Raw genomic sequence first — 23,668 nt, 5'->3', positions numbered from 1 at the left:
TCTCCGAGCGGTGGTGAACGCCTGCAGACCCCCTGGCCCAGGCCTTCACAGGCCTGCCGGTCGAGCTGCGGTTCCTCGTCGGGCAGTGCGCCGGGCACCGAGAGGCACCTTTCTGGATATTTAAAAGTGCACAGAATCCAAGAGCGTTCGAGCTATGATTGCTCGACTTTCAGGTGGGTTATGTCGAATCGAAGGATGCGCAAATGGGAACTGTCCATGTGGCGTCACACGGTGCGAACTTCAGTCGAACGCCCTATGTCACACCGGCGGGGATTACCCTGTACTTCTACAGCGTACTGGGAAGTGCCACGCACCGATCGGTGGGGATTGCCGTCCTGTCGACCGGAGGCTTCGACTCCATAGGAGCGATGAGGGTGGTTCCCCCGGGGACCGAGACGCCGAATCTGACCCTTACCGGATTTTACAACAGTGAAGCCGCCCAGCATATGGCCGTGGCGGAGAACAGTAATATGAAGGGCCCTCTCTACATGGTTGGCTGGGAATTCGAAAACCCTGTGAGGGACAAGGACGGTAATATCGGGAAGGATGAAAGCGGAAAAATTGTATTCGAAAAAGGGCCGGTGCGAAACAGGTCCGGGAAGATCACCATCGACGGAGTTCCCGAGTGCACCCTGGAGCAGCTTGTCAACCACGTAACGCGCGAGAATCCGGGGCTTGATTCGATCCACCTCCTCGCCTGCCAGGTCGACTACACCTTCGGAAGCCAAGGCCTGACAATGGCGCTCGGAAGCGTGGAGCCTCATTTCCACGAGGATCTCAACAGGAGGGCCGCTGTCGACAGGTACGGATTCAAGAACGACGAGCGCTTCGTGGCGGAAGTCCTAAGAAAGGCGGACAAGGTCCAAAGTGAATCTTGGACAACTCATGGCCTGCGGGACTGGGAAGGCCGACCACAGGGTGTTAAGGCCCCGGTGGTGGGGTTCACACTGGATAGCCAGGGAAGCGCCTCCGATCTAAGCAGTCCGTGGTCCAAGATGGCGGACCCCAACCAGTGGGGTGAGGTGAGAAAAGCATGGGGGTTCATGCCGAGGGAGCTCTGGAATCCTGAGATCGAACTCCCGGCCCTTGCCAGGGACGGGCTCGAGCAATCGTATTGGAGGGAAGCGTTCTGGCTCTATCACCAGGCATTTTCAATCGGAGAGACGAAGCCCGATCTTGAGCTTTTCTTCCTCGTGGACGAATTTCTCAGCGACGGGAGAAATGTAGTAAACTTCCAGTATGGCGGCGAAATGCTCCAGGCGCACAATGTTCTCGATACGGAGATCATCCACTTCGCCAGGACCGGGGTATTCAAGGGGGGAGAATCGAAGGATAAGCCAAGCATTCCCGAGAGTCTCTACGAAAGGGCGGAAAATATCGACCACAGGAGGGCTGGGCTGGAATATTTCGCATATTCACAGTGGGTCCTAGATCCCTTTCTTGCTGTGCGCATCATGAATCTTGAAGCGGATGACAGGGCTGTTGTCCTCCAGATTTTCGAGAAGGCTCTCGAGGCTGAGGAGGCAGTAGTCGAGGGCGACCCCATGGAAGAGGACGTCGTCGGCGAGGAGCAGATGAAGGTCGACCTCTCGAGTATGGACAAGGATCACTTGACCGAGTATCTGAGCGGTAGGGAGCACCAGTTCCCGGACCAGGATCTGCCCCACTGGGCCAAAGGGATGGTGAACCTGCTGAAGGAAGAGGAGCGCGCTGCCCTGGGGCCTCTCTGGTACCACGTCGCCGACGCGATGCAGAGCACGTGGGACAGGTTTGTCGAGACCCGTGCAGGGCTGCTCGCGCAGGCCGCAAAAGCATCCGAATGACCTATGAGCAGGCCGGAGCCGTCGCCCTCCCATCATCGGGCGCTACTGGAGCGGCGGCGTCGCATCGATCAGGCTGAGGGGCCTTCGGTCCATCCGGTCACACCTGCGGCAACCAGCAGATTTACAAGATCACGCGGACCTTGCAAGAGCCCTGCGGCGGTGACGGAGTCGGTGCGAGCGGTCCGGGCCGCAGAACAAGAGCCCGGTACGGCAGATCACGTTATGGGAAGTTCTTCGAGATACCAACCGCCGTCAAACCTGAGATTGCAGCTCAGCATGGTCGCCGGGCTCTCCGCCGTGTCCCAGTCGGTGACGGGCACCTGAAGGCCCGTCCATGCCTGCAGCGCGTCGTTCCACACCGGGGAGAAGGTCCATCCTTCCCAGACGATGGCGACATCGTGCTGAACGTTTCCCAGCCAGATGACGGAATTTCCCCGGATGTGCTGCTCTTTGAGGAGGCCGACCGCCTCATCATATTTCGATACAGCCGCGGCAGGCTTCCCGGCCCTTGCGATGAGGTCTTTCAGGGCCGGGATGTGATTGGCAGCATCGTTCAGCACCCAGAACGCCAGCCGGTAGTTCTCGGATTCCCGGTAGCGGGCCGGGAAGTTTTCCCTCCAGTCCACTGCGACCAGCGGAAGGCTCCCCACTGTCCCGCCCCAATCCGGGCATATTCGCAGCAGCTGCCCCAGGTTGTGATCGCGATCTTCGTAGAGGAGCTCGAGGAACTTTTCCCACGCCTCCAGGTCTTGGAACTTTGAATTAGGCAACGCATTTGCTGCGTCGCCGATTGCTTTAACCTTCTGCTGGACCATTTTCCAGGACCTGTCCAGGGTCTTCGATATTCCTATGAAATGTCGTGCCGGGGTCACCCACTCATCCTTCAGCAGCTCCCAGCCGATGTCCATGAGGAGCGCGGGATGGTCGAGCTGCTTCTCGAGCTCCTTCAGCTGGACGCCCCAGTGCGGCGGCTCGGCGGCTGCAAGCACTGCTCGAACGGCATCCACGGGGTAATTGGAATCGACGGCAAGTCGGAGGAGCGGCAGCCACGTGCTTCGGTCCTCGGTGGGCTTGGCAAGGCGCCACGACTCGAGCTCCAGCGCGAGTGCGAGGAATTGGTCTTCGAGCTTCAGCAGTGAGAGAGATTCAGGATTTTTCACGGCGTCCAGTCCGTCGGCGACGGACACCTTGCGCCGTTGCCAGACGGTGTCATTGGTGATGGTGTTGTCTGCCAGGGTCAGCATGTCGGTGACCCTCTGATCGTTGAACCTTGCCTTCTTCGTCTTGGACTTCCCGCTTACGATTCCAGGATTCCGACTGGACTTTCGGTCCCAGACCGAACAGCATACGAGAATTATTTCCTCCCGGGATGGTGCGCCTTTGATCCATTCGGTGAGAGTCGTCGTCTCCTCTACGTAGGCCACAGTCACCCCGGGCGGCGCCTTGATACCTGCTACGGCATCACGTTCGTACTGCCCCAGCCCGGTGAGGGACAGCTCTGGCCACGAGTGGTCGTCGAAATATTCCCAGGTGTAGTACACGCGCTCATCATGATTGGTCACGATCGAGGTTGCGAGAGATTTCTCAACCTCCTCTCCGGGCAGGGCGCAGAGCCGCAGCCATTTGGGCAGTTTGACGCGGTTTTTGCCTTTTGTGACGCCATGGGCGAAGAAGATTTTCACGAGTCACCCCTGAGGTGTGGAAAAGGCAGCCGGACGCAAGGCCATCACAGGTGGTGGGCCCGGGGCCTGCGTGGCGGAAGAATGGTGAAGGATGATTCTCCGCCGCTCCGGCGTGCCGACGCTGCGCCGCGGGGAAGACTTCCGGGCAGATCCTCGGGCCGAACAAGAGCGGCCGGGGACCGGCAGTTACCGTGTACCCGACATCTCCTCCCTCACGTCAGAGGCCCTCTGCGGCCGGCACCGCGCGATCTCCAGGCCGCGGCGCCGACTCCCTCACCCTACGAGGACCAGCGCGGCGTGGCGGAACCCCGCGATCCAGCTCCCGTCGCCGGACTGGGTCCACCAGCCGAAGATCCCCGGACAGATCACCGACCGGATCTCGGTCCACAAGACGGGCCCGGGATCCGACGCCCGAGAACTGCGCGTCGAGGGAGCCAGCCAGGGCGCGACCGGGTACTGGAGCAAGGCCCTGACCGCGCCTTCCTGGACCTTCGTCCCCACCGGGCTGCCCCTGACCGGAGCGCCTCTGGAGAACCCGGGCGACGACCGCTCCCGTGACACCCTGGCCCCGGTGTCGCCCTACGACTTCTCCGGCAACGACGGAGACCTGACCCTGTAGGTCGACGGGTTCGACGTCGCCGTGGCGGCCACACCCCTGGTGGTCCGGTCAGGCACGGAGAGCGTCACGCTGGTGCTGCACACGGTCGACGGGCTGCGTCAGACACCCCGGTCGGCCGGGCTCACCTCCGACCCGAGGCTGTTCAACGGGACCGTCGAGGTCCCGCAGACGGTCCTCGACCACCTCGACTCCTACCCGCCCACTGTCCGCACCCTGATCCAGGGGCGGCTGCACGGCGCCCGCTTCACGCCGACCGACGTACGCGTGACCGACCGGGCGATGACGGTGGACGGCCTGGGGGTGAACCTGTCCGGGAACTGACTCGTCGGCCACCCGAGCGCCGCCACCCGGCACGGTCCGTGAACCAGCCCGCATTCCGGGTGTTCGCGGGCCGGGCTCAGGCGGCGGTGGGTTGGTGTTGACGTTGAAGGCGCGGGGGCGCGGAGAGGGCCCGATCCGTGGGGCCGCCTCTCCGGGAGGGCTTCGCCCAGCCGCATTCCCCCGCCGCTACAGTCCCAGCTGGACCGCCGCCCTGACGAGGTGGGCCCGTGTGGGGGCGGCCAGCTTCACCCGCAGCCTGTTCAGATACGTCTCGACGGTGCTGGGGCTGATCCCCAGGCGGCGCGACGTCTGCCGGCTGGTGTGCCCCGAGGCGATGTGGCGGAGCACCTGGAGTTCGCGCGGGGACAGGGCGGCACGTTGCGTCGGAGAATCGTTGCGGTCGACGGCTGAGACGACTGTTGTTGCCAATCCATCCTCCGTGTGACCTGGAGAATCCCCGGAGCGGGGCTCTGCGTCCCCACGCCGGGCGGCCGATGCGACGGTGATTTCTCTTCAACCTCGCAGTTCTCCCCCGGGAACGGAACAGCTCTCGAGTGGACGGATCATGCCGTGGCATAAGCCGTCCAGCCGCACGCCTGCACCGGCCAGGAGACCCCGCGGATCCACGTGAATGCACAGGGGATGACCCTGCGTCAAGTCGTGAACTTCAAGGACTCGTCACCTCCGCCGGGGATGTCGCAGGATCCTTTCAGGCCCGAACCGCGGGCCCCGAAATGAGGAGATCACCATGGAGAACATCGTCGACGTCGACGCCGACCTCGCGACCGAGATCGAGCTGGAGACCGCGGACACCTCCTTCACCTTCGGTGAGCCGCGCTCCACCGCGCTCGACGCCGGCACCGAGGTCGAGCCGCAGGGGCACTGACACCTCCGTCACCCACGGCGAGCCGCCCGCCCGACCAGCCGCTCCGGGACGGCCGCGGTCACGGGGCGCCGACGGACGACCGCCGCACGCCGACGCCGGCCGCCGACACCGGCGAAGGGCGGGCGTCGACCGTCCGCCGCGCACGGCACGCGTCGTCCGACGGCAGGCAGCCGCACCGGGGCGGGACCTCGGCGTCCCGCCCCGGGTCCCCGCGTGCTGCGACATACCGGGAGACGGCGAATCACCCAGGAGGAACAGTGAAGGCGATACCCGCCGACCTTGCCGAGCAGGTGTGCTCGGCCGACATCGACGTGACCGCGACCGCGCGGATCGCTGCGATCTACCACCGCAGCCTCGCCCGCCGTGCGGTCGGCAGACTCGGTGAGGCCCAGCGCCCGGAGGCGCAGAACCTCGTTCCCCGCGTTCGGCGACTCGCGCCCGCCGTCGTGCACTCCCTCTACCGGAACACCGCCGGCGCCGGCCCCGCCGAGACCCGGCGCCAGCTGCAGGAGGCCGGATCGCCGGCGCCGGCCGCGGTCTACACCGGCCCGCCGGACGCGCCGTGGCTCCGCGACGGACTGCAGGAGGTCCTTCGCTCCCTCGGCTGGGGCGACGAGCAGGTCGGGACCGTCGTCACCGCCCTGCCGCCCGAGGCCTGGTCCTCGCTCTACCTGAGCCGCCAGGCCCTTCGCACCGCCTGGCCCGAGGCGTGGAGCGAACACAACACGCTCGTGGAGCACCTGGTCCTCGTCCGGGGCCCGATGCGCTCGGCGACGCTGCAGAGCACCTTCGGCACGATCTACGCGCAGGTGCAGGAGACGGGCGACCCACTCCGCATGTTCGAACTGCTCCTGCACGAGTCCGCGCATCACGCCCTCCTACTGCGGGAGCAGTTCACCCGTTTCATCGCCAACCCCGACGCGGTCGGCACCCATGCGCTGCGACCCGACCCGCGGCCGCTGCGCGGCGTCCTGCACGCCGCGTTCGTCATGTGGCGCATCACCGAGGGCCTCCACCGCTACCAGCGCACCCACCGGGGCGGCGGCCCCCTGGACGGCCACCCCGTCGAGGAACGGCGGATCTTCGCCCTGCAGTCGCTGCACTCGGCGCTCGCGCTCCTGGACGAATCGGCGCAGTGGACCGAGGACGGGCGGATCCTCAGGACGGCCCTGAGAACGTCCGCGAAGCACGAAGGGATTCCGGTATGACCGCGACGGCACCGACGGCACCGACGGGCCGCCGCACCGGCGCGGGCGGAGGCGCCGACGCCGAGCGCACGGTCGTCCTGGGCCGGCCCGGACAGCGCTGGCAGTTCAGCACCCAGTGGGAAATGCTCGAACTGGCCGACGGATCGCTGTTCTTCAACAGCACCTACGCCGACCACCGGGCGATCTCCGTACCGCCCGAGGCCCTCCGCCGCATCCTTCGGATGATCGAGGACAGCAGGCCGACGCTCGAGGCCGTCGCCGACCGGATCACCGGCACCGCCACCCCCGACGTGGTCGGCCGCATCGAACGCCTCCTGCTGCCCCTGGCCAAGGCCGGCATCCTCGTGCCGCTGCGCGACGACCGGCGCCCCGAGTGGGCGGACGACGACCTGGCCGAACGGTTCTCGACGCAGATCGAGTGGCTCGGCACGCTCTCCACCACACCGCACGGACACTGGGACTACTTCGCACGGCTGCGCGACGCCTCCGTGGCCGTCATCGGACTCGGCGGGGCGGGAAGCCTGCTGGCCCTCGCCCTGGCCGCGGCCGGCATCGGCCGGCTGACGCTGGTGGACGGCGACACCGTGGAGGTCTCCAACCTCACCCGCCAGATCCTCTACAGCCCACGCCAGGCAGGCCTCGGCAAGGCGGACTGCCTGGCCCGGCAGCTCGAACGGTTCTCCCCGTACACGCGGTACCGGGTCCTGCGCCAGTACGTCAGCAGCCCCGGGGACGTCCAGGACGGCATCGAGGGCGCAGACTTCGTGGCCGTCTGCGCGGACGCACCGCGCTTCCTGCTCAACCGGTGGATCGACACCGTCTGCAAGAGGAACGCCGTGCCCTACCTCGGCGCCTTCGCGGGTTCGGTCGGCCCGATGTACCGACCCGGCGCACCCGGATGCTTCGGCTGCTTCGAAGAACGGCTGCGCGAGGAACTGGGCGTGCGCCACGACATGGTCGTCGACGCGCTCGCCGCCAAGCAGTCGTGGCGCTACCCCGCGTTCGTCGCCGGGCCGCTGACCGTCGCGCACCTGATGACGACCGAGATCGTGCTCCACCTCACGGGAGCCGCGAAGCCGTCGTCCGCCGGCGGGATCGTGCGCTACCGGCACCCGGGCACCGTGGTCGAACCGTTCCCCGGGCATCCCGGCTGCACCTGCTCGCCGACGCCCGACACCGCGCCCGTTCCCACCTGAACCCCGAGCGAGGCCACCTTCGATGAATGTTCCGGTGAAGTTCGAGACCGTCGTGCAACTGCCCGGTGCGCGACGACTGCTCGCCGCCGACGCGATCTCCAAAGCCGGCGACTGGGTCCTCTTCGTCGCGATGAGCGCACTCGTCTTCGACGCCGGCGGAGTCGGCGCGCTGGCACTGTTCAGCCTCGCGCGCATCCTGGTCCCCGCAGTCCTGGGACCCTGGGCGGGGGGCTGGGGGATGGCACTCGTGCCGCGCACCCTCATGATCCGCGTCGACGTCGCCCGCGCCGCGCTGCTGGTGCTGGCCGTGGCGGCAGCGGGTACGCACCGGCCGGTGTGGATGCTGGAGGCCCTCGTCGTGGGCTGCGCGGTCCTGACGGCCTTCCACGCGCCGGCCGAACGCCGCTTCCAGCGCGACGTCATCGAAGCCGACCGGCGCCCCGACTTCAACGCCGTGATCGGTGCGACAGCCACCACCGTCATGGTCGTGGCCCCGGCACTGGGGGCACTGATGGCAACCACGATCGGCAACCTCGGCGCCCTCGCCGTCGATGCCGCCAGCTTCGTCGTCTCGGCGTTCATCGTGTCCGGCATCCGCCCGGCCGCACCGGCCGCCGCGCACGAACCCTTGCAGAAGCAGAAGCAGAAGCAGAAGCAGAAGCAGAAGCAGAAGCAGCCCGGACCGACCGCCGAACGCCGGACGGGAACCATCACGACCGTCGTACGCGTGCTCAAGAACCAGCCGGTGGTCGCCGCCTGCCTCATCACCCAGGCGACCGCCTGCACGATCGCCGGCGGCTCGATGGTGCTCCTCCCGCCGCTCGGCAGCCGCCTCCACGCCGGCAACGGCGCCATCGGCTGGCTGACCACCGCCATCGGCGTCGGCTCCGTACTCGGCGTCCTGGCCGGCGGCTCGATCGCACGGCAGGGACGGCTCCTGCTCTGCGTGGGGAGCATCGTCACGATGGGCATCGCCCTCGGCGCGCTCGGCTCCAGCCCCAACCTCCTGCTCGCCCTCGGCTGCGCCGTCCTGGTGGGGGCGGCGGCCAACCTGCCCGAGCCGACGTACTGGACGTCCTACGCCGGCCAGATCAAGGAGTCGGACTCGGGACCGGTGTACGGGCTGGTCGAGTCCGCCATCACCGGTGGCTTCGCGCTGGGCGGCACCCTCCTGGGCGCGGCAACCGCCGCAGTCGGCACGTCGAGGGCGGCCTGGACCGTGGGCATCGCTGCCGGCCTGGTCGCCGCCACGGCGTTCGCGCCGGCCCTGCGCAGCCGCAGGACGAACGGCACGGCTGCACCCTCGGCACCGGCCGCCGAACGCGTACAGGCGCCGGCATGACGGCTGCCACCGCGGGCCCCGCCCTCCCCGCCCCGGACGCCCGGGGACCGGTCCGGGAGGAACAGGAAGGCCACGGCTGCGTGACCGTGCGCAGCCACCGGTTCACCGCCGCGGCCGGCACCCGCTCCGGCGCCGTGCTGCGCCTCCACCCCGGCCACGACCGCGCCGAGGAGACGACCGCCGCGCTCCTGCTCGACGAGACCGCCCGACCGGGCGAGAGCGCCGCCCGGTACGCCGCCGTCCGCGGCGGTTCGGCTCACGCCGTGCAGGAGGCGGTCCGTCTCGCCTCCGACCGGCTCGGGCGCCCCTGGCCCGCGCCCCGGATCCCGGGCCTGCCCCCCACCGCCCCGGCCCGCACCGCGCTGGTGACCCGGCCGCGCGAGGACCTCGTGCCGGCCGACCTCGTCGATGCGCTCCTCGACCAGCTGCCCCGCGGCAGTTTCGACGTCACCGTCCAGGCCCATCTGACCGCCGAGGAGCGTCTGCTGATCCCCGCCGGTGCGGTGCCCGTCCGCGAGACCGTGCACACCGGGGCCGTCGTGATCGACGTCCTCGCGCACGGCTCCCCGGTGGCGGACGTCGATCTCGCCTGGAGCGGATGCGTCCCGCCCGACATCGGCGGCCTCTGCCGACGGGCGGAGCAGGCGGTGCAGCGAGCCACCGCCCCGCAACGGCCGGCCCCGCCCCGCATGCAGCTGCTCCTGGTCGACGGCAGCGCGGGCGCGTTCCTGCACGAGGTCTGCGGCCACCTGCTGGAGAGCTCGCGGCAACGACCGTCCCTGCTGGCCGGGTACCGGCAACGACAGGTCGCCCACCCCGGGCTGAGCATCGCCGACGACCCCCGCCACGACGCGGGCTTCGGCTCCCACCGCTACACGATGCTGGGGGCCGCCGCCCGCCGCCGCCCGATGCTCACGGCCGGGCGCCTCACGGGGCTCCTGGAGGACCGTCCGGACGGGCCGTGGCGTGCCGAGGACGCCCGGCACATCCCCCAGCCGAGGATGACCCACCTCGACCTGGCACCGGCCGCACGCGGCCTCGACCTCGACCGCGCTCTGGGGGCGGCCCGCGCACCGGTGGTCCGCGTCCACCGGATGGGCGCCGGCTCCCTGGACCACCGCGACGGCACCGTCGTCCTGGAGGTCAAGGACGCCGTCCTCCTGGAAGGGCCCCGCTCCCACCGGCTCGCACCTTTCCGGGTCACCGCGGAGGCCCGCCGGCTGCTCCTCGGGATCCGGGCCGTGGGCTGCGCGGCCACCGTCACCACCTGGTCGGCCTACTGCCTGGCGGCGTCGGGACGGCTCCCGGTCGGAGCGAGCACGCCCACGGTGCTCACCGGCCCGCTCTCGGTGCTGTCCCGCACACCGCCCGGGCCGTCTGCGGCGTCCCGTCCCGGGAGCATCCGCCCGTGAACCGCCGAACGACGTCTCCTACCGGTCTACCGCCCGATGCGGCGGACGAAGTCGACGACCGCGTCCCGCACCTCGGCGGAATCCCAGTCGAGGCCGGCCGCGCTCACCGTCACCTCGGTGAGTGAGATCCCCGGTGGCAGGCCGGGTTCCCACCAGGGCATCTGGAACACGGCGACGCCGCTCTCCTCGGCCTGCCGGGCGGCCGCGTCGTTCAGCCTGTCGGCGGCGAACGGAAGCCACACCTGGAACTGGTGGATGTGCGGCACCTCCGGCTGCACCCTGGACCACCCCAGCCCGGCATCCGCGAACCCCTGCGCGATGGCCCGAGCGACCGTCCTGGCGTGCGCCACGTACTCGGGCAGCCGCGGCAGTTCGCGGTCCAGCCCGGCTAGCGCGGACAACGCCACGGGGAACTGGTGGAAGATCCTCCCGCCGTAGCGGTGGCGCCAGATCCTCGTCTCCTCGACGAGCGGGTGCGGGCCGGCCACCACGGCGCCCGACAGACCGCCGAGCGACTTGTACAGCGAGACGTACACGGTGTCGGCCAGGGCGGCGATCTCCTCCACCGGGCGGCCGAAGTGCGTGGTGCACTCGAAGAGCCTGGCGCCGTCGAAGTGCACGATCGCGTCCCGCTCCCGTGCGGCCCGGGTCACCTCGACCAGTTCGTCCCAGGCGGGCAGCAGGTAGCCGGCGTCGCGCAGCGGCAGTTCCAGCATGAGCGTGCCGAACGGCTCCGGCAGGTTCCGGACCTCCTCGGCGGTCGGCTGGCGCGGTGCCCCCGTGATCCGCAGCGGGCTCAGACCGCTCACCCGGCGGAAGGCGTCGGCCTCGAAGACCTCCGGGTGGGACAGGGCGTGGAGCGCGACGTGGCGGTTGCCGGTGCGTTCCGCCCAGCACCGCAACACGACCTGCTGGGCCATCGTGCCGGTCGGGAAGAACGCCGCGTCCTCCTTGCCCAGCAAGGCCGCCACCCGCCGCTCCACCTCCGCCACGACTCCGTCGCCGTAGGTGTCGGTGGGGCCGAGGAGGTCATGGGCCCGGGGAGCCTGCTCGGCGAGCAGCCCGAGACACTCCCGCAGCGACATGGTCGCGGACGGCCGGGCGAGGACCCGCTTCACCTCCCGCACGGCCCGCTGCCCGCAATCCCCGGCTCCGCTCCCGTCTCCGCCGGTGCCGGCGGCGCCCCGCCGGTGGTGGCCGTCACTCGTACTCGTCCCGCTCATCGGGTTCCTCCCGGCACCGCCGGCTGCTCCGGCCCGCCACGTACGTCGGTGGTCTCGTGGATCCTTGTTCCCCCAGCCGCGGAGCAGGTGGCGCCCCCGGGCGGCAGGGCGGCTCAGTGGCCCCAGGTGACGTCTCCCGGAGCGGTGTCGTCCAGCGCCTTGCCGGCGTCGGCACTGCGAACGGCATGCGGCGCGGCGGTCGTGGCGGCCACTGCGGTCGTCACCGCGCCGAAGGCGATGAGCACGGCTGCAGCGATCCTTGCGGCACGGGTGACCATCACTGAATTCCCCTTCAGAGGTGGGTTCCTGGGATTCTTCGCCGCGATTGTGCGGCCGACGCCTCAACTCTCGCCCACCGTCGCACTCGCAGGAACCGGCGAGGCGTGGACGGAACATGCAGTGACATAAGGCGTCCACCCGCCGGTGGCTCATCCCGTGTCCCACCACGGACCCGGTACCAGGGATGCTTCGCCGGCCACGACGACGAAGCCCCGCAACGACGCGTGTCCGGCCACCGCCCGGCGGGCCAGCCGCTCGGCGGCTTCCTCCGCCGCAGCGAGAGCGGGGGCGTTGAGGAAGAGACCCAGCGTCGGGCCGCCCGGCGCGTCGCGATGGACGGCGATGTGCTCGACGCCGTCGCCGCCGTCGGCGAACGACGCGAAGAGGCCGGCCGCACCGGGTGGCAGCACCGCGCCGGCAGGCGCCCGGAGACGGACATGGATGAGGTACATGAACCCACGATCCGGCGCCGACCTGAGCGTCCACCACCGTCCGAGCCGGACTCTTTGTGCCCCGGCACAAAGAGTCCACCCGGCCGCCCCGCCGGTCTCGTAGAGTATCCGCCCACGGCCATGGCGAGCAGAGGGGGTCGCAGTGCTCGAGATCCTGGGGCTCGACGCGGAAGCGGAAGCCATCTACCGTGCCATGCTCAGCCACACTCCGGACGGGGTGCGCGAGTTGGCGGCCCGCCTCGAGATGCCGGACCAACGGGTCCGCGACGGCCTGGACCGCCTCAGCGCACTGGCCCTGATCCACCCCTCGGCCCGGGAGGGCATCGGATTCCGGCCCACCAGCCCGGAGACCGCGATGGAAGCCCTGCTGGCCCGCCAGCAGGCAGAACTGGCCGCACAGCAGCAACGGGTGGAAGCCTCGCGTGCCGCCGCGGCGAAGCTGATCGCCGAATGCTCCGCCCTGCGCCCCCCTGCCGTGGACGAAGAGTCCGCACGGTTGACCGGCCCTGAAGCCATCCGCGAAGGACTGGCCCGGCTGGCCGACGCCGCCAGGCAGGAGATCGCGACGTTCGCCCCGGGCGGCGCCCACTCGGCCGAGGACCTGGAGGCCAGCCGCGCCCCGAACGAGGCCCTCCTCGAACGCGGCGTGCGGATGCGCACCATCTACCTGGACAGCGTCCGCAACCACAGACCGACGCTGGATCACGTCACCTGGCTCCACGCCCATGGCGGACAGGTCCGCACCGCACCCGTCCTGCCCATCCGAATGATCATCGTCGACCGCTCGCGTGCGGTACTGCCCGCCGACACCGCCGACGCGCTCGCCGGAGCAGTCGTCCTCCACGGCGCTGGCACCGTCGCAGCACTCTGCGCCTTGTTCGAGAGCGTATGGAGCACCGCAGTCCCCCTGGGCAGCGCACCGCCGCACGATCCGGATGCGATGCCCCCGCAGGAACGCATGGTGCTCAAGATGCTCGCCCAGGGCTTCACGGACGAAGCCATCGCCAAACGCCTGGCCGTCTCGCCCCGAACCGCCCGCCGCACAGCCGCCGAGCTCCTGGTGCGCCTCGAAGCCCGCAGCCGCTTCGAGGCGGGAGTACACGCGGTCCAGGACGGCTGGCTGCCCCCCTCCCGTTGAACGGACCCAGTGCTCCAGGGGTCATTGGACCTCGGTGCCGGTCCAGCGGCCGGTGTTGTTGAGGTAGGCGGGGAGGTTGGTTTCGGGGGTGGTGGTGGAGGCGCCGGCGAGGACGGTGGGTGCTTTGCCCTTCATGGTGGTGGCGATGGTGCCGGTGATGGTGAAGGTACGGGTCTCGCCGGCGTTCATCGCGGTGGGCAGGGTCCACCAGGTGCCGTTCAGGGACGAGCCGAGGACGGGGATGGTGCGGGTGCCGTCGGATCGGCCCGCGGTGGGGTTGTAGGTGACGCCCGTGGTGTTCAGGCCGGTGAACGCCGCGCCGACCTGCACCCCGGCCGCCTTCGCCGGGCCGGTGTTGGTGACGGTGACGGTGTAGGTGACGGTCTGTCCGCGGGTGAGGTTCCCGGTGGTTCTGGTCCAGCGGTAGGTGCCGGTGCCGCCGGTGGCGTTCAACGCCGGTGCGGCGTAGGAGAGGCCTTTGGCGCCGTCGGGCAGGGCGGTGATGGTGTGGGTGCCGGCGGTCAGTGACACGGCCAGGGTTGCGGTGCCGGTGCCGTTGAGTGGGGCGGTGCCGAGGGGGCGGTGGTGGAGGGGACGGGTCCGTCGGTGAAGGTGACGGTACCGGTCGGCACCGGGCCCCCGGCGGGGACGTCGGCGACGGTGGCGGTGAGGGTGATCTGCTGGCAACTCCAGGACATAGCCGCCCACGAGAGCCTCCAGTACTACGCGGACAGCCGATTCCGCCCGGACGTCTCCGGGTCAAGACTGCACCCGTCGCACCGGCGGAGGCGGCCCCTGCGGGTCGGACACACCCGATGTCGGATCTTGTTGCGCCAGGAAGGTGAAGATTCACACCGTCACCCGTCCGTGCCGCCCGTCCCCTGCCGAAGGCAGCGGAACGGGCGGAATACGGGGCGGTGCACGGTACCGGACGCACCGGCAGTGCCAACCTTCCGTGCTAGGTGTGGTGTTGCCGGGGTCAGGGTGGGATGGCGGGTCAGCCTCCGTTGACGGTGTTGTGGCCGGTGCCGGGGTTGACGGTGTTGTGGCCGGTGCCGGCGTTGATGATGTCGTTGCCGGTGCCGGTGGTGATGATGTCGTCGCCGGCGGCGGTGTTGATGATGTTGTTGCCGTTGCCGGCTTCGATGCGGTCGTTGCCGGTGCCGGTGTTGATGGTGTCGTTGCCGTCGGTGGTGCAGATGAGGTCGTTGCCGCCGTTTCCGTTGATGGTGTCGTTGCCGCCCTTGCCGAAGATGATGTCGTTGCCGGTGGTGCCGTTGATGACGTTGTTGCCGGTGGTGCCGTTGATGACGTTCTTGCCGGCGGTGGGGGCGGTGGCACAGGTCATGGGATTGATGCGGATGGTGAGCTGGCGGGAGACGGTGGAGGGCTGGTCCTGGCTGTCGCTGACGCGCAGGGTGAAGGTGTAGGTGCCTTCCTTGGTGGGGACACCGCTGATGACGCCGTTGCCGCCGTTGAGCCGGAGACCGTCGGGAAGGGCGCCGGAGGCGATGTCGTAGTGGTAGGGGGCTTTGCCGCCGTTCACGCGGATGGGGCTGAACACCGTGTCGTAGCCGGTGTTGACGGTGCCGTCCGGCGGGGGCTGGGTGATGAAAGTCCTGACGGGTGAATAGGTGACGGTGAGCGGCTGCGCGGCACTGTCGGACGGGCTGTGCAGGGCGTCGCCCGGGTAGTGGGCGGTCAGGGTGTGGGAGCCGACGGGCAGAGGTGGCAGGTCGGTGAACGAAACGGTGCCGTCACCGCTGAGCGGTGCGGTGCCGATCGGGTCGTCGTTGTCTCCGTCGGCCGTCAGGGTGACATCGCCGCCTGGCACGGCCACGCCGGACGTGTCGGGGCCGTTGATGACGGTGACGTCCACCGTGAGTCGGTCAGAGTCGTTGGGATTGGCGGGGGCGACGTTCACCACGGCCGTCGTGGTGGGCGCCGTGGCGACGGGAAGTGTGTAGATGAGATCGGCGCTCTGGGAACCGCCGTCGGCCACGTGGACGGTGAATGCGTAGCCGTCGGGCTGGTCCGGGGGTGTGGGCGCGGTCGGCCTCCCGGACAGTACGCCGGTGGTGCCGTCGAAGGCCAGGCCCGGGGGGATGTGGTCGATCGCATAGGTGTAGGGGAGGGTGCCGCCCGTGACGTCGGCCACCGGGGTCTGCTCGATCTCCTGTCCCACGGTCGCCGTCGGCAGCTTCTTCGGTGCCGCCTTGAACGCGGGGGCCGGGGAAGGAACGGTGTACCTGATGGTGACACCTGCGGTGCCCGTGCTGTCCGTGGATGCCACGGCTCCCGAGCCCTCCGGGGCGTAGGACGATCCCGCCCCACCGCCGCCGCCGTAACCCGAACCGCCGCCGAAGAAGCCGCCGCCGCCGCCCCCGCCCTTCGAGGTGCCGCCGCCGTGACCAGGTCCGCCGGGATTGGCTCCTGTTACGAGGTTGCCTGATGCGTCGGTCGGTGCGCCGCCTCCGGAGTTGCCGCCCCCGCCGCCACCCCAGCCGTCGTAGCTACCCCCGCCCCCGCCACCGGCGGTGGCCGGACCGGGGCCGCCACCGGTGCCCCCGCGATTGCTCAGGTTGTTGTATACCGCCGGGGCACCGGCACCACCCGCAGTGGTGGAACCTGGAGCGCCGTCCGCATCCCTGTTGCCGCCGCCACCACCACCCCCACCGACTCCGAAGTCACCGCCGGCTCCACCACCGCCCGAATATTCACTACTCGCTGCACCGCCGGGACCTGCGCCGGCACCACCCCAACCGCCGCCGCCACCGCCGCCACCGCCGGCGACTACCAGCCGGCAGTCGTCAGCCTGGCCGGTCGTCGCGCAGGAGCTGTTCGGGTCGGTCTGCACACTGCTGGCACCGCCCCCACCTCCGCCGTGGCCGGAGACATTCATGGCATCGCCGCCTCCGTTGTATCCGCCGACAGCGGTGGTGCCGGTGGAGATGCCGTCACCCCCCTTGCCTCCCACCTCGACGTAGAGCTTGGTGAGTCCAGTGGGAATGAGGATGTCCGCACCGGTGACCGAAGCGCCACGCCCGCCCTTCCCCCACTGCGCGGTGTCACCGCCGGGGGCGCCGGTGGCGTCGACGGTCACGCGCGGCACGCCCGCAGGGACGTCGAACGTCTGATCACCGTCGCCGGCGCCGTAGGTGCAGACGACGCCGTTCGGGTCGTGCGGGTCCGGGGCGCACGCGGGGGGAAGAGCGGCTGCGTGGACGCTGGGAGAAAGGAGGGTGAGGGGCAGGACGGCGGCCGCGGTGCAGACGGCGGTGACCAGGCCGAGGGCCCGCCGTCGGCCCGGCCGTGGTGCGGGGCGGGGGGAGTTGCCGGGTACAGGGTAGGACAGCGGTTCCATGTCAGCTCTCCATCGTGCCGGGCGCACCGGTCACGTTGCCCCCCTCGTGCACGCCCCGGCCGGGACACCGGACAGCCACCGGACGGGAGCTCCCGGCCCCCATGGCCCGGAAGCCCGCCGGAAGGCACGGAAGGCCTCTTGCTGATCGGTGCGCCGCATTTATGTGGGGCTCACATCTGAGCACGACAAGGCGTATCCGAGTACCACTCAGGTCTGAACAGGGATTTTCGGGAAGTAGTCTCTTCCCGGAAGCGAAGTACCTGGCCGGGAAGCACAGGTGCGTACCGTGAACCACCGATCGGGGGTGTCACGAAAGCGGTCCGGGTGGTTCGGCAATGGTCGAGCAGGCGGCCGTGCGGTGGTCATCGCCGGGTGGCGTATACACAAGATCCATCCGACATGAGCTCCTCGTCGAGGATGCGGAGCAGGGCGTTGCCCGTAGGGGTTTCCCACCCGCGCGTATCAGGACGGAGAGTCATCGGCGGGACGAGTGGTAGTGGACGGTGCCGGTCCGGCCGGCGGCCGGAACAGATCGCTCACCGCACGTCCATGGGTGCCTGCCGGCTCGGGATCGGCGAAGCGTGGTGCCTGGGGGTGGTAGAGGAGGAACCCCACGACCGTGTCCTGGTACGCCCGCACGCAAGCCTCCGTGTCCGCCTGGACCTCGGCGGGCAGTGCCAGGGTCTCCACCTGGGCGAGCAACTGCTCCGAGGCGCTCTGCATGCGTTCGATGCAGCGTGTCATGAGGGCGTCGGCGCGAACGACGGCGTCCGGAAGGGAGAGCCCTTCGTGGGTCTGCAGCACGGCGAAGACATCACTGTGGTAGCCGCCTTCCCGTTCCTTGCGCAGCGAGTGGAAGTCGTTGCACAGGCCGATCCAGTCCGCTGCGGCGTGGGTGAGTTCGGTGTGCGAGGAGAGGCGACGGACCATGCCCGGCAGGTCCGTACCCGTGGCAGGCTCGCACATGTCCAGAAACGGCAGCCCACCGATGTCGTCGCGGCGGAATTCCAGATACTGCTCCAGATGCGGCAGCCGGCGGCTGTGCCGGTTGACGGCGCTGGTGTAGTAGCACCAGATGGCGTCGCGGGTGTGGGTGCGGAAGGACTCCTGCCAGCTGGGGCCCTGGCGCTCGCAGGCCCATCGCCAGACGTCGGCCAGCGCCTTCGCCACGGGGTTCTCGGCCGGTTCGCCGTCGAGGACGCCGATGACGTGGCGTAGTTCCTCGTAGCACCGCTGCGGCCCGGTGTTGGAGATGTTCTCGTCGAACAGGTCGTCGTTGACGAAGATGAACGCGTAGTAGCAGCCCAGCATGGAGAGGGTGTCCGCATCGGCTGACGGGTACAGCAGACTGATCAGGAGCGGAACGTCGGCGTCGGCGACGCGTCGGCGGTCGGCCGGGGTCGGGCACAAGCCCGTTTCGTCGATCCACGACCACATGGCGGCCTCGGCCCGGGAAGTCAGGGGGTTGGGTTCCACGGGTGGGAAGGGCATGTAGAAGCTGTGCTGCTGGGGAGTCGCCAACGATGCGCTGCCTTTCTGATGGGTATCAGGATCCGAAACGGCGACGCCGGGTGCGGTAGGCGTCGACCACCGCGGCCAGGTCGTCACGGGAGAAGTCGGGCCAGAGTCGGTCGGAGAAGTACCACTCGGCCAGGGCCGCCTGCCAGAGCATGAAACCGGAGGTCCGGTGCTCCCCGGAAGTGCGGATGATCAGGTCCGGGTCGGGCTGGCCTGCGGTGGACAGGTGATCGGCCAGGCGCTCCGCCGCGGCATCCGGGTCAGCGCCGTCCTTCACCTGTTGGAGCAGTGTGCGCACGGCGGCGAGCACGTCGCTACGGCCCCCGTAGCCGATGGCCAGGTTGACCAAGGGCCCAGGGCGGTCGCGGGTGACCTGTTCGGCGGTGTGCAAGGCCCCTGTGAGGCGCTCGGGCAACAACTCCGTCCGGCCGATGTGATGGAGCCGCCAGCTTCCCGTCTCTGTGAGCTGGGCGATGATCTCCTCGTCGATGCGGTACAAGTCGTCGAGTTCGGCTGCGCTCCGGTTGGTGATGTTGTCGTCCGACAACATCCACAGCGTGACGATGCTGATGTCGAACGCCATGCACCAGGTGAGCACTTCGGGAATCTTCGAGAAGCCGGCGCGATGGCCGTGGGCAGCCGCCGGAAGACGGCGGTCACGGGCCCAGCGCCGGTTTCCGTCAAGGATGATCCCCAGATGCTGCAGAGGTATGGATGTCTCCGGAGGATCGGAATCAGATTCGTGGACGGTCATGTCGGATCCTTCGTGTTGGACGGTCACCCGCATCGGGCTCGCGTGGCGACCGTGCCCGTAGGTGTTGCGGACCGGGAGCACGGAACCGGACGACAGCGTCCCCGAGCCTGTCTGCCGTTCAGTTTCCATGCGTGGGTGCTCGTCGCTGTGTACAGATGGGCCGGCGTCCGGCCCCGGGATGCGACACGGAAGGGAAACCAGGTTCAGCGGTTGATGGCGGACAGTGGCACGGAAGAGCGCGTTGATCCACGTCACGACCCGGACGTCGGTGCGACGACCGGAACCCTGCCGACTCATGGAGGTCGGCGGATGTACTTGCGGACGATCTGCTCCTGACCGGGGAATCCGCGCTGCCGGATCTCCTCGAACAGATGCCGGGAGATGGTGTGGCCTTCGCTGAACCGCTGGTCGAGATGGGGCTTGTGGACATCAGGCCGTCGCCGCGGGGCGCGACGTGTCCCGTCGCCGGGGGGATCCGGCCTGGCGATGCAGCGCGCGCCGCATCCGCGCCGTCGCCCGCGTCCGGGCATCGCGCGGCCGGGCGGCCCGTGCCGCGGTGGGGGAGAGCCCGGAGTCCGATGACACCGTCCGACCCGGTGCCCGGTCAGCCAGGTGTCAGTACCGGGTCAGCTGCCCGGGGCATTCTGATGGCACGTCAGGGAGCGCCGGACATCGGGCTTCCGGGACGGGGAGAGGTGTCCGGAGCGGTTCATCGGGTGCCTGGCCAGCGCTGGCCGAGCAGGGTCCTTCGGGGCCCGCGCAGGTTCGAATCCTGCCCTCTCCGCCCCTGGGCATGCCGCGCACGCGGCGGCCCGCCCGCTGCGTCTCCTGCCCGCCCCCTGCTCGGCCGCGCGTCTTCGCCCGCCGGAGCGAGGGTGTGCTGTACGGTCGCAGCCGGGGACGGGACGTCCACGCTGATCCTGCCCCCGGCCGTGGCCCGGCCGCACCCCCGACGGCCGGGCCCACCCGGCAGGACCAGGACGCGGTGGTGTTGGTGTCCGCCTCCTCGGAGGGCGCGGTACGTCGGATGCCCGCCCGGCGGCCGGCCCCGGCCCCGGTGATGGCCGAGGCGCTCGCCGTACTCGACGCCCCGGTGCCGCCGGCGGTCGCCGGTACGGTCGCCCGGGCTGGAGGGCAACCCGGTGCAGGCGCTGGAGCCGCTGGTGGCGGCGGGACTCGTAACGCACGAAGGGGTGTTGTCACGTTGCGGTGCCTCACCACGCCGAAATCACATGATCCCGGAGACGTCCCGCAGTTGGCGGCGGCTGGTGAGGCGGAGCTTGGTGTAGACGTGACTGAGGTGGTATTCGACGGTCTTGGGGCTGACGAAGAGCGTGCGGGCGATCTCGTTGTTGGTCAGGCCATCGGCGGCGAGCTGGGCTACGGCGTGCTCGCGTTCGGTCAGGGCAGTGGCCAGCTCGGATGCGCCGGACAGCACGATGGTGGGGCGAAGAGAAGTGAGCTCATGGGCCGCGCGCTGGGCGTGGGGGGCGGCGCCGAGGGCGGTGTAGGCGTTGTGTGCCTGTTCGAGGTGACGGGCAGCTGCGTCGGGGCTGCTGACGGTCACGAAGTGACGGGCGAGGTCGTGGTGGAGGAAAGCGCGGTGCAGGGGAATGTCGTCGCCGTCGTGGGAGGGAGTTTCCAGGCCCTCTCGGTAGTACTGGAGGGCGGTTTCGGTATCACCCCGGGCGGCGGCGAGCCGGCCGTGCAGCCATCGGTGTGTTGCGGCCAGGGCGGGCGCGCCGCTGGCAAGTCGGTCGATCACGGCCAGGGCCGTCTCGGCGTTCCGCAGGTCGTCAGGCGTGGGCCGGACATCGGTGGCGGTGAGCGCCTCGACATACAGCGCTGTCCACAACAGCGGCCTGAGCCTGCGCATACCGGGGGCGAAGGCGGGGTCGTTCAGCGGCTGGAGGGCCTCACGCATGGCCGGCCAGTCGGCGCGCGCCTGAGCCGCCACCGCTGCAGCCACAACCGGAAAGAGACCGTCGTACTCGGGGAACCAGTCGGCGGACTTGCGGGAGGCCACAAGATGGGATGCGGCTTGCTCGTGGTGACCCTGTTGGGTGTAGGCCATGGCTGCGACCGCGTGGCTGGGGGCCAGACCCCAGGGCTGTCCTACGGTCTCGGCGACCATCAGAGCGTGGTCGGCGCTGACGGCTGCCTCCGCCCATCGGCCGGTGAGATAGCGCCCCAGACTGAGCGTGAAGAGCGCCGAGGAGAAAGAGGAGAGGTTGCTGTCGGCCCGCTGGCGGGCGGCAAGAGTTGCCAGGTCGTCGATCCCTGCCCCCAGAACACCGGCACATACCCGCAGCAAACCCCGGAACATCAGCAGCGGGCTGTTCGTGTGGGCCAGCTGGTCGGTCGGCTCGGACAGACCTGACTCGGCCATCACCACCAGCCCGGCCAACGGTCCATCGGCGAGACCAAGCGAGAGGGCGAGGGCGCCGCGGGCATAGTGAGCCGCCGTGCTCGAGGGCAACCTGCCGACAACGGGATACAGCACGGCAGCACCCTTGCGGCCGTCGGTCCGCAAGATGTGGACGAAACCCAGCCACGTGGCGGCGATCTCGCGGGTGGCCGGGTCGGCGGTCTCGGCGGCGGGCGCCAGGAGCCTGTCCGCGGTGGCGAGGTCGCCGGCCAACCCGGCCATGTACCCGAGAACGGCGTCGCGCTTGAGAGTGGGCGCGCAGCTTTCGACGGCCTCGCGAAGAGTCTGGGCGCGGGCGAGCGCTTGAACAAGGAGGAGGTGGGTGGCGGCGGTGATGAGGTGGTGTTCGCGTGTGTCGCGGGTGGAGGAGAGGTCGGCGGCCCAGAGCTGGAGGGTGGCGGCGCGGTGGTGGCGGCCCTGGGCGGTCTGGCGGGTGGCTTCGGCGGAGAGCCGGTCCGCCAGCTCCGGGTCGGTGGTGACGGCTGCGGCCACGAGATGGTCCCAGGCCCGGTCAGGGTCCGCCATCGTAGCTGCGGCTGCGTGCAGGGCGTGGCGGTGGGTGGGGGAGATGGCCTGGTAGATGGCGTCGCGCTGGAGCTGGTGGTGGATGCGCAAAGGGGTGGTGGGATGTTCGGGCTGCCACTGGAGCAGCCCGCCGGCCAGGGCCGCGTCCAGTGCGGCGGTGGCGTCGGTCAGGCCGGCCAGCCGAGCGGCGGTGGCCAGCGGGGTGGCGGTGTCGAGGACGGCGAGGGCCTGGACCAGGCGGCAGGCCTCGGCGGGCAGCCGGTTCAGGGTGCGGCGGACCAGCTCGTTGAGAGTGGAGGGTACCGGCAGCGGGCGTGCCGGGTTGGCCAGCGCCTGAGGGCCGGCCTCGGCAAGCAGCGACCGCAGATACAGTGGATGGCCGGCGGTGTGCTCCCACAGGCGGCCGACGGCCTGCTGGCTCAGTGCCGCGCCGCTGCCGGCGGCAGCCATCTGCGCGGTCTCCTCTCGGCTCAGCCCGATCAGTCGTAGCGGCAGCACTCGGGCCGCACCCCGGGTCACGGTGTGCCAGCCCCCGTGGGCGGGTACCCCCGGCTCCGCGGTGGCGGATGCCCTGGTGTCCTGGGTACGGGCGGTGATCACGGTCAGGATGGGCTCGCTGTACAGACGGCGCAGCACGAAGGACAGTGCTTTGAGGGATTCCTCGTCCGCCCAGGGGATGTCGTCGATCACTACTGCCAGCGGGCCGGACTCGGCAGCGCCGGCCAGAGCTGTCAGTAGATCCGTACCCACTGCGAAGGGGGAGGACGTCGGCGCCGTGGCCGGCCTCTGGGCCCCGAACTCTGCCCCGGGCAGCCGACTGAGTATCTGGTCCACCACCCCGTAGGGGTAGTCCTGCTCAGAACGATCGCACGCACTCCAGCAGATCTTCAGCATGTCCGGCCCCGCCGCCAGCGCACGCTGGGCAAGCGCGGTCTTCCCGATCCCCGGTTCGCCCTCGACGACCACCATCCACGGCATCCCCAGCGCCGCCTCGGCCCGGCAGCGTCCGATCGCCTCCAGTTCCTGCAACCGGCCCACGAAATCCGCCTCCTGCGCCACGCCCTGCGCACCGGACGGCAGCCCGGGACCTGCCATCGCGGAGAAAGCTGCGTCACGTGGCTCAGAGTCCATACCAGGTCACCGGCTTCCGCTGTCCGTCGTACCTCCAGTGTCCTGCGCCGGAGATCCGTCAGCAGAATCGGGCGAGGAAGTCGAGGATCTGTCGCCGGCGCTCTTGGTCCGTGTGAACGGTGTGGGCTCTCCTCGTCGCCAAGGCACTCGGCATCGCCGCCGCTGACGGAGACATGCCCAACGGAGCCATGTCCAACAGGGCATGCAGTCTCGGGGCCGGGGCCGGGATCGGGATCGGGGTCTTGGAGGGACGGGTGGCCGACTCCGGCGAGAAGATCCACATCAGCCCAGCGCCCGAAACGCGAGGATGGGCACGTAGGAAAAGGTCTCAATTGTGATAATCCCTGGAACACAGGATAGGAGTGGA

The 23,668-nt window shown here is 69.5% G+C and carries 19 protein-coding genes and 1 tRNA gene; 10 read left to right on the top strand and 10 right to left on the bottom strand.

The window, feature by feature from the left end; translation table 11 throughout:
• Positions 1 to 203: 203 nt before the first annotated feature.
• Complete coding sequence (locus AB0D08_RS18835; RefSeq protein ID WP_359890028.1) at positions 204 to 1,823, top strand: putative adhesin; 1,620 nt, start codon at positions 204 to 206, stop codon at positions 1,821 to 1,823.
• Positions 1,824 to 2,038: 215 nt separating this feature from the next.
• On the opposite strand, the gene AB0D08_RS18830 is transcribed toward AB0D08_RS18835, so the two are convergent.
• Positions 2,039 to 3,505, bottom strand: coding sequence for a hypothetical protein (locus tag AB0D08_RS18830; RefSeq protein WP_149038066.1), 1,467 nt, complete (start codon positions 3,503 to 3,505; stop codon positions 2,039 to 2,041).
• Positions 3,506 to 3,596: 91 nt separating this feature from the next.
• Here AB0D08_RS18830 and AB0D08_RS18825 point away from each other — a divergent pair, with 91 nt between their 5' ends.
• Positions 3,597 to 4,124, top strand: a complete 528-nt coding sequence (locus AB0D08_RS18825) for a hypothetical protein (protein ID WP_359890025.1) — start codon at positions 3,597 to 3,599, stop codon at positions 4,122 to 4,124.
• A gap of 21 nt (positions 4,125 to 4,145) precedes the next feature.
• Positions 4,146 to 4,445, top strand: coding sequence for a hypothetical protein (locus AB0D08_RS18820; protein WP_359890022.1), 300 nt, complete (start codon positions 4,146 to 4,148; stop codon positions 4,443 to 4,445).
• A gap of 186 nt (positions 4,446 to 4,631) precedes the next feature.
• Here AB0D08_RS18820 and AB0D08_RS18815 read toward each other — a convergent pair whose 3' ends face one another.
• Positions 4,632 to 4,874, bottom strand: coding sequence for a helix-turn-helix transcriptional regulator (locus tag AB0D08_RS18815; RefSeq protein WP_051812113.1), 243 nt, complete (start codon positions 4,872 to 4,874; stop codon positions 4,632 to 4,634).
• Positions 4,875 to 5,193: 319 nt separating this feature from the next.
• On the opposite strand from AB0D08_RS18815, the gene AB0D08_RS18810 reads away from it, so the two are divergent.
• The 5 genes from AB0D08_RS18810 (at position 5,194) to AB0D08_RS18790 (ending at position 10,489) form a co-directional block, all read left to right on the top strand.
• Positions 5,194 to 5,331 carry a hypothetical protein gene (locus tag AB0D08_RS18810; protein ID WP_158515477.1) on the top strand — a complete coding sequence of 46 codons (138 nt, stop codon included), beginning with the start codon at positions 5,194 to 5,196 and terminating at the stop codon, positions 5,329 to 5,331.
• Between the two features lie 257 nt (positions 5,332 to 5,588).
• Positions 5,589 to 6,539 carry an HEXXH motif-containing putative peptide modification protein gene (locus AB0D08_RS18805; RefSeq protein WP_359890020.1) on the top strand — a complete coding sequence of 317 codons (951 nt, stop codon included), beginning with the start codon at positions 5,589 to 5,591 and terminating at the stop codon, positions 6,537 to 6,539.
• Positions 6,536 to 7,735 (top strand): ThiF family adenylyltransferase, encoded by a 1,200-nt coding sequence (locus AB0D08_RS18800; RefSeq protein ID WP_359890018.1) that lies wholly within the window; start codon positions 6,536 to 6,538, stop codon positions 7,733 to 7,735. The genes AB0D08_RS18805 and AB0D08_RS18800 overlap by 4 nt, the downstream gene beginning before the upstream one ends.
• A gap of 34 nt (positions 7,736 to 7,769) precedes the next feature.
• Positions 7,770 to 9,077: an MFS transporter gene (locus tag AB0D08_RS18795; RefSeq protein ID WP_359890015.1), complete on the top strand. Its 1,308-nt coding sequence runs from the start codon at positions 7,770 to 7,772 to the stop codon at positions 9,075 to 9,077.
• Positions 9,074 to 10,489 carry a metallopeptidase TldD-related protein gene (locus AB0D08_RS18790; RefSeq protein WP_033819688.1) on the top strand — a complete coding sequence of 472 codons (1,416 nt, stop codon included), beginning with the start codon at positions 9,074 to 9,076 and terminating at the stop codon, positions 10,487 to 10,489. The genes AB0D08_RS18795 and AB0D08_RS18790 overlap by 4 nt, the downstream gene beginning before the upstream one ends.
• A gap of 26 nt (positions 10,490 to 10,515) precedes the next feature.
• Here AB0D08_RS18790 and AB0D08_RS18785 read toward each other — a convergent pair whose 3' ends face one another.
• The 3 genes from AB0D08_RS18785 to AB0D08_RS18775 form a co-directional block, all read right to left on the bottom strand.
• Entirely contained in the window at positions 10,516 to 11,712 is a 1,197-nt protein-coding gene (locus AB0D08_RS18785; protein ID WP_359890013.1) for a beta-eliminating lyase-related protein, read from the bottom strand.
• 113 nt (positions 11,713 to 11,825) lie between these two features.
• Positions 11,826 to 11,957 (bottom strand): hypothetical protein, encoded by a 132-nt coding sequence (locus AB0D08_RS18780; RefSeq protein ID WP_255369508.1) that lies wholly within the window; start codon positions 11,955 to 11,957, stop codon positions 11,826 to 11,828.
• 183 nt (positions 11,958 to 12,140) lie between these two features.
• Positions 12,141 to 12,443, bottom strand: coding sequence for a hypothetical protein (locus AB0D08_RS18775; RefSeq protein ID WP_359890010.1), 303 nt, complete (start codon positions 12,441 to 12,443; stop codon positions 12,141 to 12,143).
• A 142-nt stretch (positions 12,444 to 12,585) separates the two neighbouring features.
• Here AB0D08_RS18775 and AB0D08_RS18770 point away from each other — a divergent pair, with 142 nt between their 5' ends.
• Entirely contained in the window at positions 12,586 to 13,581 is a 996-nt protein-coding gene (locus tag AB0D08_RS18770) for a LuxR C-terminal-related transcriptional regulator (protein ID WP_033819687.1), read from the top strand.
• A gap of 21 nt (positions 13,582 to 13,602) precedes the next feature.
• Here AB0D08_RS18770 and AB0D08_RS18765 read toward each other — a convergent pair whose 3' ends face one another.
• The 4 genes from AB0D08_RS18765 to uppS form a co-directional block, all read right to left on the bottom strand.
• Positions 13,603 to 14,112 (bottom strand): hypothetical protein, encoded by a 510-nt coding sequence (locus AB0D08_RS18765; RefSeq protein ID WP_359890007.1) that lies wholly within the window; start codon positions 14,110 to 14,112, stop codon positions 13,603 to 13,605.
• 466 nt (positions 14,113 to 14,578) lie between these two features.
• The gene (locus AB0D08_RS18760; protein WP_359890004.1) at positions 14,579 to 16,945 is read right to left on the bottom strand and encodes a putative Ig domain-containing protein; all 2,367 of its coding nucleotides are present in this window, start codon (positions 16,943 to 16,945) and stop codon (positions 14,579 to 14,581) included.
• Between the two features lie 462 nt (positions 16,946 to 17,407).
• Positions 17,408 to 18,421 (bottom strand): terpene synthase family protein, encoded by a 1,014-nt coding sequence (locus AB0D08_RS18755; RefSeq protein WP_149038335.1) that lies wholly within the window; start codon positions 18,419 to 18,421, stop codon positions 17,408 to 17,410.
• Between the two features lie 70 nt (positions 18,422 to 18,491).
• Complete coding sequence (gene uppS, locus AB0D08_RS18750; protein ID WP_033822260.1) at positions 18,492 to 19,217, bottom strand: polyprenyl diphosphate synthase; 726 nt, start codon at positions 19,215 to 19,217, stop codon at positions 18,492 to 18,494.
• A 689-nt stretch (positions 19,218 to 19,906) separates the two neighbouring features.
• On the opposite strand from uppS, the gene AB0D08_RS18745 reads away from it, so the two are divergent.
• A tRNA-OTHER gene (locus tag AB0D08_RS18745) sits at positions 19,907 to 20,001 on the top strand.
• A 444-nt stretch (positions 20,002 to 20,445) separates the two neighbouring features.
• On the opposite strand, the gene AB0D08_RS18740 is transcribed toward AB0D08_RS18745, so the two are convergent.
• Positions 20,446 to 23,229, bottom strand: a complete 2,784-nt coding sequence (locus AB0D08_RS18740) for a LuxR C-terminal-related transcriptional regulator (protein WP_359890001.1) — start codon at positions 23,227 to 23,229, stop codon at positions 20,446 to 20,448.
• Positions 23,230 to 23,668: the final 439 nt, after the last annotated feature.

It is taken from the genome of Kitasatospora sp. NPDC048540, assembly GCF_040651175.1.
Lineage (GTDB): Bacteria > Actinomycetota > Actinomycetes > Streptomycetales > Streptomycetaceae > Kitasatospora.
Note: the sequence above shows the minus strand (reverse complement) of the source record. Positions and strands in the feature narration are given on the sequence as shown.